The sequence below is a fragment of the Ruegeria sp. N10 genome (assembly GCF_056531545.1).
Genome location: NZ_JBQFLY010000003.1, coordinates 153,348 through 167,140, shown reverse-complemented (window position 1 = coordinate 167,140; position 13,793 = coordinate 153,348). Strand labels below are relative to the sequence as shown.

At 57.1% G+C, this 13,793-nt stretch carries 15 protein-coding genes; 6 read left to right on the top strand and 9 right to left on the bottom strand.

Annotated features, from left to right (window positions below):
* Nucleotides 1-7: 7 nt before the first annotated feature.
* Nucleotides 8-718: a GNAT family N-acetyltransferase gene (locus tag ACR0JI_RS06395; RefSeq protein ID WP_480493956.1), complete on the bottom strand. Its 711-nt coding sequence runs from the start codon at nucleotides 716-718 to the stop codon at nucleotides 8-10.
* Nucleotides 715-1,437, bottom strand: coding sequence for a competence/damage-inducible protein A (locus tag ACR0JI_RS06390; RefSeq protein ID WP_480493957.1), 723 nt, complete (start codon nucleotides 1,435-1,437; stop codon nucleotides 715-717). The genes ACR0JI_RS06395 and ACR0JI_RS06390 overlap by 4 nt, the downstream gene beginning before the upstream one ends.
* Nucleotides 1,438-1,487: 50 nt before the next feature.
* On the opposite strand from ACR0JI_RS06390, the gene sfsA reads away from it, so the two are divergent.
* Complete coding sequence (gene sfsA, locus ACR0JI_RS06385) at nucleotides 1,488-2,195, top strand: DNA/RNA nuclease SfsA (protein ID WP_480493958.1); 708 nt, start codon at nucleotides 1,488-1,490, stop codon at nucleotides 2,193-2,195.
* Between the two features lie 86 nt (nucleotides 2,196-2,281).
* Nucleotides 2,282-3,979, top strand: coding sequence for an adenylate/guanylate cyclase domain-containing protein (locus ACR0JI_RS06380; protein WP_480493959.1), 1,698 nt, complete (start codon nucleotides 2,282-2,284; stop codon nucleotides 3,977-3,979).
* A gap of 186 nt (nucleotides 3,980-4,165) precedes the next feature.
* Here ACR0JI_RS06380 and ACR0JI_RS06375 read toward each other — a convergent pair whose 3' ends face one another.
* Nucleotides 4,166-4,966: a helix-turn-helix transcriptional regulator gene (locus ACR0JI_RS06375; protein WP_480474280.1), complete on the bottom strand. Its 801-nt coding sequence runs from the start codon at nucleotides 4,964-4,966 to the stop codon at nucleotides 4,166-4,168.
* Between the two features lie 172 nt (nucleotides 4,967-5,138).
* Here ACR0JI_RS06375 and ACR0JI_RS06370 point away from each other — a divergent pair, with 172 nt between their 5' ends.
* Both ACR0JI_RS06370 and speB read left to right on the top strand, forming a co-directional pair.
* The gene (locus tag ACR0JI_RS06370) at nucleotides 5,139-6,230 is read left to right on the top strand and encodes an extracellular solute-binding protein (protein WP_480474281.1); all 1,092 of its coding nucleotides are present in this window, start codon (nucleotides 5,139-5,141) and stop codon (nucleotides 6,228-6,230) included.
* Nucleotides 6,231-6,314: 84 nt separating this feature from the next.
* On the top strand, nucleotides 6,315-7,259 hold the full coding sequence (gene speB / locus ACR0JI_RS06365; RefSeq protein ID WP_480474282.1) for an agmatinase: 945 nt from the start codon (nucleotides 6,315-6,317) through the stop codon (nucleotides 7,257-7,259).
* Between the two features lie 202 nt (nucleotides 7,260-7,461).
* On the opposite strand, the gene ACR0JI_RS06360 is transcribed toward speB, so the two are convergent.
* The 5 genes from ACR0JI_RS06360 to ACR0JI_RS06340 are packed head-to-tail and all read right to left on the bottom strand — an operon-like array spanning nucleotide 7,462 to nucleotide 11,657.
* Nucleotides 7,462-8,547, bottom strand: a complete 1,086-nt coding sequence (locus ACR0JI_RS06360; RefSeq protein WP_480493960.1) for a flavin monoamine oxidase family protein — start codon at nucleotides 8,545-8,547, stop codon at nucleotides 7,462-7,464.
* A complete protein-coding gene (locus tag ACR0JI_RS06355) occupies nucleotides 8,547-9,221 on the bottom strand; it encodes an SDR family NAD(P)-dependent oxidoreductase (RefSeq protein WP_480493961.1) in 675 nt (224 codons plus the stop codon). Before ACR0JI_RS06355 ends, ACR0JI_RS06360 begins: the two co-directional genes overlap by 1 nt.
* 4 nt (nucleotides 9,222-9,225) lie before the next feature.
* A complete protein-coding gene (locus ACR0JI_RS06350; protein ID WP_480493962.1) occupies nucleotides 9,226-9,903 on the bottom strand; it encodes a cupin domain-containing protein in 678 nt (225 codons plus the stop codon).
* A gap of 15 nt (nucleotides 9,904-9,918) precedes the next feature.
* Nucleotides 9,919-10,899 carry an MBL fold metallo-hydrolase gene (locus ACR0JI_RS06345; protein WP_480493963.1) on the bottom strand — a complete coding sequence of 327 codons (981 nt, stop codon included), beginning with the start codon at nucleotides 10,897-10,899 and terminating at the stop codon, nucleotides 9,919-9,921.
* Nucleotides 10,900-10,955: 56 nt separating this feature from the next.
* A complete protein-coding gene (locus tag ACR0JI_RS06340; protein WP_480493964.1) occupies nucleotides 10,956-11,657 on the bottom strand; it encodes a type 1 glutamine amidotransferase domain-containing protein in 702 nt (233 codons plus the stop codon).
* A 108-nt stretch (nucleotides 11,658-11,765) separates the two neighbouring features.
* On the opposite strand from ACR0JI_RS06340, the gene ACR0JI_RS06335 reads away from it, so the two are divergent.
* Both ACR0JI_RS06335 and map read left to right on the top strand, forming a co-directional pair.
* Nucleotides 11,766-12,311 (top strand): TetR/AcrR family transcriptional regulator, encoded by a 546-nt coding sequence (locus tag ACR0JI_RS06335; protein WP_480474288.1) that lies wholly within the window; start codon nucleotides 11,766-11,768, stop codon nucleotides 12,309-12,311.
* 488 nt (nucleotides 12,312-12,799) lie between these two features.
* A complete protein-coding gene (map, locus tag ACR0JI_RS06330; RefSeq protein ID WP_480493965.1) occupies nucleotides 12,800-13,612 on the top strand; it encodes a type I methionyl aminopeptidase in 813 nt (270 codons plus the stop codon).
* Here map and ACR0JI_RS06325 read toward each other — a convergent pair.
* A complete protein-coding gene (locus ACR0JI_RS06325) occupies nucleotides 13,600-13,779 on the bottom strand; it encodes a hypothetical protein (protein ID WP_480493966.1) in 180 nt (59 codons plus the stop codon). The genes map and ACR0JI_RS06325 overlap by 13 nt on opposite strands.
* Between the last annotated feature and the right edge of the window lie 14 nt (nucleotides 13,780-13,793).

Below are 13,793 nucleotides of genomic sequence, written 5' to 3'. Positions count from 1 at the left end.
CTTTTGCTCAGACAAGGTGACGGTAATGGTATTCGCTGGTGATCTCCATCCCGAGGGCGCGATAGAGACCATTGGCACCTTCATTGGCCTTGGTGCAGATCACACTGAGGCTTTGTGCGCCGTTGTCACCTGCCCAAATCGCCGCGGCCCGCATGGTCCACTGACCCAGCCCCTGACGGCGGTGCGCGGGCAGGATTTCAAGCGCATGAAGCATCGCGACATCGTCATGCATTGCTACGAAGGCTGCACCGCTGGGCTTGTCGTTGTGGCGCAGAAGCAAACCGGTTTTGGGACCCTTCGCGCGCTCCATCACCGCCAGACGTTCGGGCCCGATCCCACCGGCCGCCCAGATTTCACGCATGATTTCAAGCGGCTCCCAGACCGAAAACACCATGACCGGAGGGATCGGCTGATCGGTGAGGTGAGAGACGGGGCACGTATAGATGTTGACCGGATCAAGGATGTCATATCCCCGTTGCGCCAGCTTTGCATCCAGCGCCTCATCCCCCGGACGCAGGCAGAATATGGATTTCTGCCCCATGGCCTGCATCGCGGCCTCGGCCGCGTCGATATCGGCATCGCTGGCCGGGGCCAGTGCATTGGCCGCAGAAACACGCGAGCCACCGCCCTGCCCTTCGCGCAGTTGAAACGGCCCCAGCCTGCGATACCGCGCGGCAGGCCATGTGCCATCGACGATGTCAGCCCAGTCGCCGCTCAAAGCGCAAGCTCTTTCGCCAGACGGGTCATGGCCGCGTCAATCCGGCTGCCATCGGTGCCGCGCACCACCACGTTGGCCCCAAAGGCCCCGTTGATTTGAAACGGATAGCAACCGATGGACAGATCGCTGAAATCCTCGGCCAGCGCAGACAGGTTTGCGGCGATATCGCCTTCGCCCCGGTCGACGCGCAGGGTTTGCGACAACAAGGGGCTGCCACCGGTCAGCGTGGGCAGGACGCTGGCGACCATAGCCTGAAACACCAGCGGCACCCCGGCCATCACATGCACGTTCTTCAGGGTGAAACCCGGCGCCGTCGAGACCGGATTGTCGATCAATGTCGCGCCCTCCGGGATACGCGCCATGCGCAGGCGGGCGGCGTTCAGTTCCAGCCCGGATTTGTCGTAATGCGCCTGCAACAGCGCGCGCGCGTCGTCGCGAACGTCAATCGGGGTGTCGAAGGCGCGCGCAATGCAATCGGCGGTGATATCGTCATGGGTCGGGCCGATGCCGCCGCTGGTAAAGACGGTGTCGTGGCTGTCAGACAGCGCTTTGACCGCCGCTTCGATGGCGGGGGCGTCATCGCTGACGATGCGGACCTCTTTCAGATCGATGCCGTGTTTTGCCAGCTCCTGCGCCAGATAATGCATGTTTGCATCGCGGGTGCGGCCCGACAGGATTTCATCCCCGATCACCAGCATTGCTGCGGTTGGATTGGCCATGGCGCGGACTCCTCTTGATCGTCTTCAGGGGCAGGTATAGGCCGTGAGACATGCGTTTTGGAACCCCTCTTGTCCCCGCCCGCCTGATCCGTCGCTACAAACGCTTTCTGGCCGATTGCAGGCTGGATGACGGGCGCGAAGTGACCGCCCATTGCGCCAATCCGGGATCCATGATGGGGCTGGCCGAGCCGGGCCAGTTAATCTGGCTTGAGCCCAACGACGACCCGAAGAAAAAGCTGAAATTCGGCTGGCGGCTGGTGGATCACGAAAACGGGCATTTCACCGGGGTCGATACTTCCGTCCCGAACCGCGCCCTGCGGGCAGCGCTTGAGGCGCGCGAGATCCCCGAGCTGGCCACTTATGACACTGTCCGGCCCGAGGTGAAATACGGGCAAAACAGCCGTATCGATTTCCTGCTGAGCGGCCCCGGCCTGCCAGATGCCTATATCGAGGTCAAAAGCGTGACGCTGTCCCGCCAGCCCGGTCTGGCCGAGTTCCCCGACAGCGTCACCGCGCGCGGCACCAAACATCTGGGCGAGCTGGCACAGATGGCAACGCAGGGGCACCGGGCGATCATGCTGTACCTGGTGCAACGCACCGATTGCGACCGGTTCGCGCTGGCCGCGGATATCGACCCGTCCTATGCAGCAGCGTTCGAGGCGGCACAGGCTATGGGCGTAGAGCGGATGATTTGCGGGACGCGGATATCACCGGATGGGGTTTGGGTTGACACGAGTGAAACCCGGTTTGGTGTCTGATGGCTCTGAATGGGTGCGAGTCGCCCAGAGTGGACATCGTCTTTAGCAAGTTGGTCTGAAGAGGCTTATCAACTATTGTCGAGTGCATGTCGAACAATGGACTACATTTGCAACGAAAGTTGGCGGCTATACTGGCCGCTGATGTCGTCGGGTATTCGGCACTCATGCATAACGATGAGCAAGCAACACTGCAAATGCTCGATCATCTGGAAACCGACATCGTCACTCCAACAATAGTGGGCCAATCAGGTCGGATCGTGAAAAGCGTGGGCGATGGTTGGTTGGTTCGATTTGACAGTGCGGCACAAGCTGTGACTGCAGCAATTCAGATACAGGAACAATTGGCTGAGCACCCGTTAATGAAAGTGCGGATCGGCGTTCATGTTGGGGATATTACAGAAAAAGCCGACGACATACTGGGTGACGGTGTAAACATTGCTGCGCGGCTTGAGAGCATTGCTCCATCCGGCGGCATCGCTATTTCTGAACCAGTACACTTGAACCTTGACCGCACTCTGGCGGCTGCTTTCGAATCTGTCGGGAAGAAGAAGCTTAAGAACATCGAGCGCAGCCTAGATGTCTGGATGCATCATGGACTGTACGTGGCACCCACGCATAGAGCAGTTTCTTTCGCTGAAACGAACTTGCCAAGGCTCTCCATTTATCCCGTCTCATGCCGCGACCAACGCGTTGAACTAAAGGAAATGGCCGCAGCTCTGACTTCGGATTTCGGTTCCTATTTTCGAACAATCAACTGGTTGAATGCAGCGGTATCCTCGACGGAACCATCAAAGGGATATGCACTTCGTAGCGTGCTACGTGGATACGGGGATCGATTGCGTCTGGAAGCCCGCTTACATGATCCTTCTGATTCTGAAATCTGGACCGAGAAGTTCGATGGGGTGGTCGAAGCCATCTTCGATTGGCAAGATGAGGTGGTAGAAAAGCTGTTGGACGCCGTAAGCGGAACCTTGATCGAGTTTGAGACCGCAAAGCTTTCGGTACTGCCTGAAAACGAACTAACTGCCGAGCAATGCGTCCTGAAGGGTATGATCGCTTGGTCTGGTGCCGGGATCGACAGCTACGAAGAAACGTTATCGTATCAAGCCAAGGCGATTGAAGCCAAACCAACTCTCACGGCCGCCTATGCCGAAGCTATTTGGACAATGAATGGCGCGAGGACTTACAATCTGCGTTGCGAACTGTCGACCTACTACGAGAAACTGCCATCTTGGATTGAGGCCGGGCGACGCATGGCAGGTCAAAACCCAACGCTTGATCTGAGTGTCGCCGTGGCTGACTATAATGTGGACGGGGATGCAGATAAGTTGTCCGTGGCGCTTGAACAAATCCAGAAAAGAGCACCGTTAGATGCCCGTCTTCATTTGTTTATGGGGTGGGGGTATAATTGGGCTGGGTTTCCTGAAATGGCATTAAGCTGCTTTCAAACGGCGCTTCGCTTGGGCCGGTATGGGGCTGTTTTCGTGGGCGCTTCCGGAGGTGCCGCCACTTCTTGCGTAATGCTCGGCCGAGACCGTGATGCCATCGCCTATGCAGAAGCAGGTATGCGATTCTCAAAGGATTATGCCGCTCTTCACAGCACGAGAGCTGCTGCACACGCAATGCTTGGGGAAACTGAAAAAGCGTCTGCAGCTTTGATGCAGATGCTGCAATTGGAACCTAGCGAAACGATCTCGAGGTGGCGTAGCAACGTGGATTATGGTGGTTCAGAAGGCGCTGAACGTTATTTTGAGGCGCTTCGACGGGCAGGGATGCCAGAATAGCGGCGCTGAAAACGGATTGTGCTGGCAAACACGTCCTCAAAGCCCGTAAAACCGTCAGTTCGCCCAGGTCCTGATTTTGCGCCCGTAGCGAATGCCGGCAATGTGGGTTGCACCCGCAGCACCCAGAACACCTTGTGAATCTTGGCCCTGGCCGCATTCACAAGAAAGTTCTACGGATTTCCCAAGTTAAGATGGCTTTGATGCCAAATATCGAGTGGCTGCGGAAAACAACTCTGCCTGTGAACTGACGCCCAGCTTGGAGTAGGCGTTGTGGCGATGCACTTTGACTGTACCTTCGGTGATCCCGAGAAATGCGGAAGCAGAGCCGGCTGAGTGGCCTTGCAAAACAAGGCGCACGACCTCGGCTTCTCTTGGGCTTAACCTGTCCGCACCAAAAGTGGCCAACCGTTCCTCAACCTGATTCAGGGCTTCCGGTTGTCTTTCGGCACCCCTCAGGTTCCAGTTTCGGATCACGGCGGCCGACAGGGTCTTATGGATGGAATTGATCTTCGCGACATCCTCAGGGGTAAACCGGGGCTGACGGGCGCCTCGCGACAGAGATATTACGACCCAGTCCCCGCTGTTTAGCCTTATCAGCACCCCCAACTCATCGCTGATCCGAACCTTGCGATAAAAGGTCCGGTAGTACTCTGAACGAAAGAACGCCTCATTGACTAAATCGGCCAGACGGTAAGCGCCGGGTTCTTTTCCCGATCTACACGCTTGCGAAAACGGATCCAGCAGGTATGGGCCGGTTGCATAAAACTGAATTGATATGGCCGCTTGCACGTCGTCGAGATCGTGATAGAGCGAGACAGGTGGTGCTTGATCCTGATAGCGCGTGAAGATCATCGATTCAAAACTGACATGCAGTTCCAACATCTTCCTCAGAGCTGTTGGGAAGAAGTCTGTTTCCAACCGCTCCAACAAGATTGCGTAGATCTCATCCCACTTGGCCGCCGAGATGTCGCCGCTATCTGGTAACATAGCCAATTCCTATAACTAAAGATATATATCCTACCGCAAATTTACAGTGATGGCCATTCGATTCCATTGTTGATGTCAGAACGCTCGCCCGGGGTGCTGACTGTGCCTCGTCACCAAAGCCTCTCCGGACGTGAAATTTCAGGGCGGAATCCTGCAACAAGGAGGAGAAACAATGAAACCGCATTTTGGCCTTTCGGCTGTTGCCATTGCCTCAAACCTCGCGATCGCTTTTCCGGCTTCAGCCGAAGACCTCTCAATCTACAATTGGGCTGATTACTTTGGTGAAACGACAGTTTCGGACTACGAAAAGGAGACCGGCACACATGTCAGCCTGGACTATTACGATTCAAACGAAGTTCTGGAAACCAAGCTGCTGACAGGGGCGTCAGGTTACGATGTCGTTTTCCCCGCCGCGTCCAATGCGCAACGAGAGTTTCAGGCCGGGGCGTTGCATCCGATCGACCCCGCGCGCCTGAGCAACTACGGCAATCTCAATCCGAAAATTCTGGCGTCGCTCGACAGTATACCCGGTGCCCGGCAATTGGGCGTACCTTACACTTGGGGCACAGTAGGGCTTGCCTACAATCCAACCATGATCAAAGAGCGACTGGGCACGGATGTCATCACATCCTGGGACGTTCTTTTTGATCCTCAGATCGCCGCCAAGCTTGCCGACTGTGGGATTGCCGTGCTGGACTCACCGGTAGAAATGGTCTCAGTGGCGCTGAACTATCTCGGGGCTGACCCGTACTCCGATGACCCCGCCGATCTCGACAGGGCTCAGGACCTCTTCGAGGCCGTCACGCCGTCCATTCGTTATTTTCACAACCAGAAAGCATCTACAGACTTGCCCGGTGGAGATGCCTGTTTGGCAGTGATGTACAGTGGTGATGCCGGCATAGCTCAGGCCCGCGCCATGGAGTCCGGCAATGGTGTCGAAATTCTGTATACAATTCCGAGCGAAGGCACGTTGATGTGGATCGACCTCATGTCCATCCCGGTGGATTCAACACGGGCGGATGAGGCATATCGATTCATTGACTACATGCTGCGGCCTGATGTCATCGCAGGAGTGTCCAACTACGTCTATTTTGCGAATGCGAATTCCGCAGCAGATACGTTCGTAGATGAAGCCATTCTGACCGACCCGGGAATCTACCCGGATGAGGCGACATTGAGACGGCTCTTCCCTGATCTGAGTGTCGGCGCGAAAACGCTGCGCAATCGCAACCGTCTTTGGACGAATGTAAAATCCGGCACCTGAACCCTGCCAAGCCCGGCAAAGGCGGGAAAGAATTGCAATACCCCGCCACTCGGGCAGCAATCATCAAAATGAACGGAGCCAATAATGGTGACTTCAACCGACCGCGCCTTTCTGGCGCAAAATGAAATGGGCATGGGGTATGAGCCGACCTTTAGCGGTGCGACAAGTCTGTTCCGGCGACAATATTGCCGCAATCTGGAGCGCGCGGATATGGTCACGTGGGGCGTTCCCTATGATCTCTCTGTGACCAATCGCCCGGGATGCAGGTTCGGGCCACGTGCCATTCGTGCTGTATCGACCAACCTCGCCTGGGATGGTGGGCCCTGGCCCTGGGGATTTGATCCCTTCGAAATCCTGAACATGGTTGATTACGGCGATTGTGATATCGACCCAGGCTTTCCAGAGCAGATTGCGCTACAAATTCAGGACCAAGCGCGGGAAATCCTGAAATCCGGTGCCTTTCTTCTGACGATGGGCGGAGATCACTCGGTCACCTATCCGATCCTGAAGGCGCAGGCAGAACGCCACGGCCCCATTTCGCTGATCCAGATTGATGCCCATTCGGATACATGGGAAGAACACCCAAAGCGGATCGACCATGGTTCAATGTTCTACCATGCCACTGTCGAAGGCATCATATCCCCTGAGACGTCAGTGCAGGCAGGCATGCGCACGCTGAATGAAAAGACTCACGGGTTCACGGTACTCGACGCAAATTGGGTTCACGAGAACGGGATTGATGCAACGGTTGCGCGCATCAAAGAGACAGTAGGAGACCGGCCTGCTTACCTGACCTTCGATATTGACGCGCTTGATCCGGCATTCGCGCCCGGAACCGGAACGCCGGTATGCGGAGGACTGTCTACCTATCAAGGGCAGTCTTTGGTACGCAAGCTCGACGGGGTCAACCTTGTCGGGGCCGATCTCGTCGAAGTCTCCCCTCCGTACGATCATGCAGAGATTACAGCTTTGGCCGGTGCATCGCTCTTGCTGGATATGGTTTGCTTAATAGCAAAGGCGCGAAAATAACGGATAAAGAGATGGCTTGTGAGTGATGCCGCCGCCCAAAACTCATTCGCACAGCGATCGGGGCCGTGCAACACGTCAGACGTCCAAGCGAAATGGTCGAAAAGTTGCATGTGGCGCGGTGAACCAGTTTCTTTTTGGGCGACGATAGAAATCGTGCAGATCAATGATCCATCCAGGACAAAGGGTGACAGTCAAATGTCGGTCAGACCTTGGTTTCCATTGAGTGAGTCGCGAGTTTTGCAGCTTTCTCAGCGGCCTCCAGAGCGCCTTCAAGATATCCGCCGAACCCGTGCGCGGTTTCGGTTGAGCAGAAATGGACACCTCGTGCTGCAAGGCTGTTAAGGATCGAAGGCAAGCCGTAGCTTGGGTGGAAGCGAGCCGGAACATGATCCTGCATGCGGGAGATTTCCGCGATTGTTGCCCAATCTTGCAGTTCCAGATCAAGGGGTTGCGCCATCTTGGGGCCAAACATGGCCGTGAGTTGCGCCAAGGCCTGGTCCATCATGGCTTCTTTGTGTGTCGCGCGCATATCGGCGGGGTATCCGACGAATCCGAACAGTGCATAAGGTCCTCCCTTCATGGGGGAGGCATCATGAATTTCGACCATGGGGCCGCGGTGGCTCATCGCGTCACCTGAAAGCCCAGCGTTGCGCCAATGGGGCTCATCGTAAACCGCGAGAATCTTGGCTTGCCCGGCCATCCAGGTCGGGATGTTTTTCAAGGCTTGGATCTGATCCGCATCCAGCGCTGGTTCAAAATTGACGGTATCCGCAATCACCCGCGGCGGGATGGCCAGCATGATCTGTCTGGCTTCGACAGAATAAGGTCCGCCGTCATGGTCGAGAAATGCGGTGATCTTGCCGGGAGAATGCCGGACCGATCTGAGTCTGGTATGTGTCAGGATACGCCCTGCACCCAGCGATCCGGCAAGCGCGCCGGTCAGGGCACCCATGCCTCCGGCCAGCCGGTAGGATCCTTGCATCGACGCATAGCCGCGGGCGCGTTGGACAGCGCCGGACTGGTCCTGATACATCTGATCCCCGGTTGAATACTGTTCGAAGACCGGGATGTCGAAGCGCTGCGCCAGGGTGGCCATACGCGGCTGGCCAGGCCAGAACCATGCCGGACCAAGGTCGAATTTTCCACCCGACAGCTCTTTGGTCAGGATGCGACCGCCGAGGCGGTTCTGCGCCTCGACCAGAAGGAAATCTGCACCCCTTTGCGTCAGGTGGTCCGCGAGGGCGAGGCCAGACAGGCCGCCGCCAACGATGAGAATATCCGTTTGCATCAGAATGTCTCCCCCATGGGTCTGAGATCCAGTTCGTGAGTCCAGGTGGATCTTGGCTGGCTGGCGAGCGCGAGATAGGTGTCTGCGATATCTGCCGGTTGCATCATCCGCGACGGATCCATGCTGTGCAGATCCCGGCTGGCTTTTGTATCGACGATCCCGTCAAGGATCACATGCACGACGTGCACACCTTTGGGTCCATATTCCCGGGCCAGAGACTGGGTCAATGCCCGCAGACCTGCCTTGGCCGAAGCGAAAGCCGAGAAGTTCTTGCCACCGCGCAGGCTGGCCGTGGCGCCAGACACGATGAAGGTGCCGCCCCCGGTGTCAGCCATCGCGGGCAAAACACCTTGCGCCAGAATGACCGCTGACAGGACCATGGAACGCCAGGTCGCCTCGAAGTCATCCGTGCTTGTCTCCTCGAAGGGCGAGATGACAAGGTTCGCCGTGTTGTGGACCACAAGCTTGGGCGGGCCATGGGTGCAGATCATGTCCCGGAGCTTTGCCCTGCTCCAGCGCTGTTCGGTCAGATCGACAGCCAGCGTGGTACTTGCGCCTTGCGGCACGGTCCGGTTCAGGCCAAAGGCCGTATATCCGTTCTGAGCAAATGACGTGACCAGCGTCTGTCCAAGGCCGGGGCCGGCACCGGCGACGATCGCGAGAGGTTTGTCCATTGTCCTATCCTTGGGTCGGGATGATTGGCGGTTGCGCCAGGTGGTCGGATTTGATCCAAAGACGGGCACCTTCCAACCCGGCCGTGGCATTGAGCGCCATGCCGGGTGGCAGACGCAGCCATGAGTTCTTCTGGAAGACCTCTCCGCCTTCGGTGAAGCTGCCGTCGATCACCAGTGCCTCGAACCCCTTGTGCCCGGTCACGTTTACATGTGCCGATGCGTCCCAGACCTCGATCCGGACCCGTTCACGGGAATCCTCAAAGAGCGGGATTTCGGATATGCCATCTGCAACCGGGCGCGGGTCCTGCGCGTTTGTCTCGATTGTCAGCTGTGTGCGGTCCTCCGGGTCGAACTGCCAAAGCTTGACCAGGATCGTTGCCCCGTCCGCCGCGCTTGGCGTATGCGACGTGGTCGGCGGATTGCGCACATAGGTGCCAACGGGAAAATCCCCGTGTTCGTCCTGAAAGACCCCATCCAGCACCAGAAACTCTTCGCCCCCTGTATGTGTATGGGCCGAAAAGGCGCTGCCCGGTGCATAGCGAACAATCGTTGTTGCCCGTGCAACCTCATCGCCGATCCTATCCAGCATCCGACGGTCGACACCTTTCATAGGTGAGGCGATCCACGGTTCATTTTCCGAATGGACAACCGCACGTTCATCAAAGTTTGCGTTGAATTCCATCTTCTTGTCCTTTTCTCAAAGGTTGAACTTCATGCCGACGCCGATTGGCACGACCCGCTTGCCGTACCGGCGTTCCAGTGCGTTCGTCGCACGCCACCCGGTACAGTGGCCGGGCATGATCAGGTCGACGTCGAATTGCGCAAAGTCGGCGACGGTCTGGTCGATGATCTTTTCATTGCCACCGGCAAAGTGAAAGCCGCCGGTTAGGCAATGGATCGGCACGCCGGGAAAATCGCGCTGAGCGGCATGAAGGACGTTGACGATACCCGCATGTGAACAGGCAGAAAACACCACCAGACCTTTGCCCGCAATATTCACCGCGACATAGCGTTCGTCCATGAGCAGCGGGTCGTCTTCCCAACCCGCGCCGTCTTCGGTGCGGCGGACATGGCCCGGAAACCCGACCTCGTAATCCGTGACACGGGGAATTTCGCCCGAAATATAGAACATATCGTCCAACACGCTGACCGGTTGATCCGTGACAACGGGTGTTGCGCCCTGCGCAGCCAGTTCTTCGGGTGTGGCGATTTCTTGTATTTCGATCAGTTCTCCTGACGAAAGCGGAAAAGCACGTTTTCGGAACATTCCGGGATGCAGATAAACCGGTAACTCGCCGGTCCGGCCGTCCTTGCGGATCAGATCGATGGCCGCTGGAATACCGCCCGCATGATCCCAATGGCCATGCGACAGAGCGATCGCGTCGATGGTGCCAAAGGATGCTCCAAGCCGCGACGCGTTGTATTCGACGGCAAAATCGACCGGCCCGGCGTCAAAGAGCAATGTATGTTCCGTCTCGCCGCGCCGGGCTGTGATGATCAACGCCAGGCCGTGATTTGCACAACATTGACCGGCACCCGAGATCTGCTCCATCCCGGCGTTGTGGAGATTGTCCCACTCATGGGTGAACCCCACGGGCACGCTGGACAGGCTGTCCGTCCGGTTGTCGATGAGAACAAGAATCTCGACACTGTCGATGGGTTGAAGCTTGGTGGGCATGGTCTTCTCCGTTTCGGGTTGCCAGGGCGGACAATTGCCCGCCCCGGCGATTTGCGTCAGGCAGCAAGACGCTGCTTGAGCGCTTCCGCGAGTGGGGGTGCCGACGCCGGGCTCTGGCCAGTCATCAGGGCGCCATCTTCGACCACGTTGGCTTCCCAGTTGGCCTTGCTGACGTAGGTGGCGCCACGACGTTTCAACTCGTCTTCAAGCGAGAACAGAAGGTGATGCAGAAGCTCGATCTCGTTGTCTTCGTCGTTCTTGAAGCCGGTCAGGCTGAGGCCCTCAACCAGGTAGCTGCCGTCTGACTTCTTGACATCCCGCAGTATGGCCGGCGCGTGGCAGACCATCGCGACAGGCCGGTCGGATTCGTAGAACTCCCGGATCATCTTGATGGCATAGCTGTCAGAAGCCAGATCCCAGATCAGGCCATAGCCGCCCGGAATGAAGAGCGCATCGAAGGTCGAATAGTCGATCTCACGCAGTTTGCGGGTATTCTGTACCGCGAACATGGCCACCGGATCGTTGAAGAAGCGGTCAGTGTTTTCGGTAGTGAACGGAGCCTTCATCGACAGCAGGTCAATGGGTGCGTTGCCGCCTTTGGGCGAGGCAAAAACAACCTCATAGCCCGCTTCCGTCAGGACGTAATACGGGGTTGCGACCTCTTCGAACCAGGTGCCGGTTTGCTTGCCCGAGATGCCCATCTCGTCAACGGACGACATGACCAGCAAGACGCGTTTTTGTTTGTTTCCAGTAGCCATCAGCGTGTTCCTTTCATGAATACCTATCTATCACTAGGTAGATAACAGTTAGAAGTTGATTCCTGGGCTGTCAACGTTTATCTATCAATCGGTAGATTGGAGGTAGTCATGCCACTGACAATGAAAGAAAAAATTCTTATCGCCGCCGAGAAACGCGTGCGCAGTGCGGGCTTTTCGGAGATGAGTTTCCGTGACCTGGCCAACGATGTGGGAATCAAAAGTGCCAGCGTACACTACCATTTCCCAACCAAACCGGATCTCGGGGAGGCTCTCGTCACCCGCTACGCCGAGCAGTTCAAGGCAGAACTGGACAAGATTGACCTGAACGACCTGCATTCTGCATTGGAAGGTTTCGTGGCGCTCTATTCCGGCGCGCTGGTGCTGAACGAGTCCATTTGCCTTTGCGCCATCATGGGTGCCGAAGCCATTGGGCTGCCCGAAAACGTCAATCAGCGCACTAAAGCCTTCTTTGAGATGAACAAGGCATGGTTAGAAAACCTATTCACCAAGCACGAGGTCAAGAATGCCGAAGATACCGCAGGCCTCATCGTCGCAGCCTTGGAGGGCGGCATGATTGTCGCCTCCGCTTCTAGCGACCGATCAATATTTGATCAGGTCGCCAAAGCGGCAATTCGCGGCATTGGCCAGGGATAGGAACCGAGTTTGGAGCTGCCCAGTTCGACTACGACATTCTTCATCAAAACGATGTTCTCGTAAGTGTCATCAAGGTAGAATGCGTAATCTCACCGTAGCCTTCCTTTCCAACGCGTGTATTGCGAACCGAGGCTTACAGTACGCTCCTTACGCAGGAACCGCCCTTCTCTTCGGTAAAAAATCTGGCGCAGCTGTTGTTGGTTGTTCCTGGATGCAGCAAAGAATTGTTCAGATTTTGTAGAAATCTGCACGGCTGAATGCCCGCAAGCGGGAACCTCGCGGCGCTACCGATGACCCATCGCTGTGAATGCGAGGGTTTTCTGCGTCACGAAACGCCATTCCCAACAATCAAAACACCCCTCGGTCAGCCGATGCTTGAACTTGCTGCTTTTTGCCCCATCTGACACCCGCAACCTGACGCCCTCTGGTACTTTCTGCACAAGCAGCGTAAAAGAAGTGCCGCGCGTAACATTTGGAGCTTTGCGTCGATGAAAGAGCATCGTGGCCGCCTGACCAAGGACGGTATTCGCATCTATGAACAGGGTGATTTTGCCGGGATGCACGCGGCGGGCGCTCTGGCGGCGCGGATTCTGGATGATATTGCCGCGCATGTCTTTCCCGGTCAGACCACGGGTGCGATTGACGGGCTGATCACGCAGATGGTCGAGGATGCGGGCGCGACCTCGGCCACGATCGGCTATAAGGGGTATGAGCACGCCAGCTGCATCAGTGTGAACCATGTGGTCTGCCACGGTATTCCCGGTGACAAGAAGTTGAAGGAAGGCGATATCCTGAACATCGATGTGACCGTCATCGTGGATGGCTGGTTCGGTGACACCTCGCGCATGTATGTGGCGGGCAAGCTGCCGCGCAAGGCCGAGCGTCTGATCCAGGTGACCCATGACGCACTGTTCAAGGGCATCGAGATGGTCAAGCCGGGCAACACGTTCGGCGATATCGGCCATGCCATTCAGGCCTATGTCGAAGCGCACCGGATGAGTGTTGTTCGCGACTTTTGCGGGCACGGTCTGGGCCGCGTGTTCCACGCGCCGCCGAATGTGCTGCATTATGGCCGTCCCGGCACCGGCGCGGTTCTTGAGGAAGGCATGTTCTTTACCATCGAGCCGATGGTCAATCTGGGCCGTCCCGAAACCAAGACGCTGGCCGACGACTGGACCGCCGTGACCCGCGACAAGTCGCTGTCGGCACAGTTCGAGCATTCGGTAGGCGTAACGGCGAATGGGGTCGATATCTTTACCCTATCACCGGGCGGCAAGTTTCACCCGACCTATTCGTCCTGATCGGCGGCCTGTTCGCGCAGGAGCTTCAGCAACATCGTCTCAGCCCCCCAAGGGGTAACCGCGTCGTGAATGAACACCGGCGCACGCAGGGGTTTGCGGTCAGGTTTCGTGGTGACCTCGGCGTCGCGGGAGATTTTCCAGGCAAAGGGTGTCAGAGCATGGTCCATGGCTGCACCATAGC

Bases quoted from the DNA above. Each gene is read 5' to 3' on its own strand.
- ACR0JI_RS06390 (WP_480493957.1), bottom strand. From the start codon at position 1,437: ATGGCCAATCCAACCGCAGCAATGCTGGTGATCGGGGATGAAATCCTG.
- sfsA (WP_480493958.1), top strand. From the start codon at position 1,488: ATGCGTTTTGGAACCCCTCTTGTCCCCGCCCGCCTGATCCGTCGCTAC.
- ACR0JI_RS06380 (WP_480493959.1), top strand. From the start codon at position 2,282: ATGTCGAACAATGGACTACATTTGCAACGAAAGTTGGCGGCTATACTG.
- ACR0JI_RS06375 (WP_480474280.1), bottom strand. From the start codon at position 4,966: ATGTTACCAGATAGCGGCGACATCTCGGCGGCCAAGTGGGATGAGATC.
- ACR0JI_RS06370 (WP_480474281.1), top strand. From the start codon at position 5,139: ATGAAACCGCATTTTGGCCTTTCGGCTGTTGCCATTGCCTCAAACCTC.
- speB (WP_480474282.1), top strand. From the start codon at position 6,315: ATGGTGACTTCAACCGACCGCGCCTTTCTGGCGCAAAATGAAATGGGC.
- ACR0JI_RS06360 (WP_480493960.1), bottom strand. From the start codon at position 8,547: ATGCAAACGGATATTCTCATCGTTGGCGGCGGCCTGTCTGGCCTCGCC.
- ACR0JI_RS06355 (WP_480493961.1), bottom strand. From the start codon at position 9,221: ATGGACAAACCTCTCGCGATCGTCGCCGGTGCCGGCCCCGGCCTTGGA.
- ACR0JI_RS06350 (WP_480493962.1), bottom strand. From the start codon at position 9,903: ATGGAATTCAACGCAAACTTTGATGAACGTGCGGTTGTCCATTCGGAA.
- ACR0JI_RS06345 (WP_480493963.1), bottom strand. From the start codon at position 10,899: ATGCCCACCAAGCTTCAACCCATCGACAGTGTCGAGATTCTTGTTCTC.
- ACR0JI_RS06340 (WP_480493964.1), bottom strand. From the start codon at position 11,657: ATGGCTACTGGAAACAAACAAAAACGCGTCTTGCTGGTCATGTCGTCC.
- ACR0JI_RS06335 (WP_480474288.1), top strand. From the start codon at position 11,766: ATGCCACTGACAATGAAAGAAAAAATTCTTATCGCCGCCGAGAAACGC.
- map (WP_480493965.1), top strand. From the start codon at position 12,800: ATGAAAGAGCATCGTGGCCGCCTGACCAAGGACGGTATTCGCATCTAT.
- ACR0JI_RS06325 (WP_480493966.1), bottom strand. From the start codon at position 13,779: ATGGACCATGCTCTGACACCCTTTGCCTGGAAAATCTCCCGCGACGCC.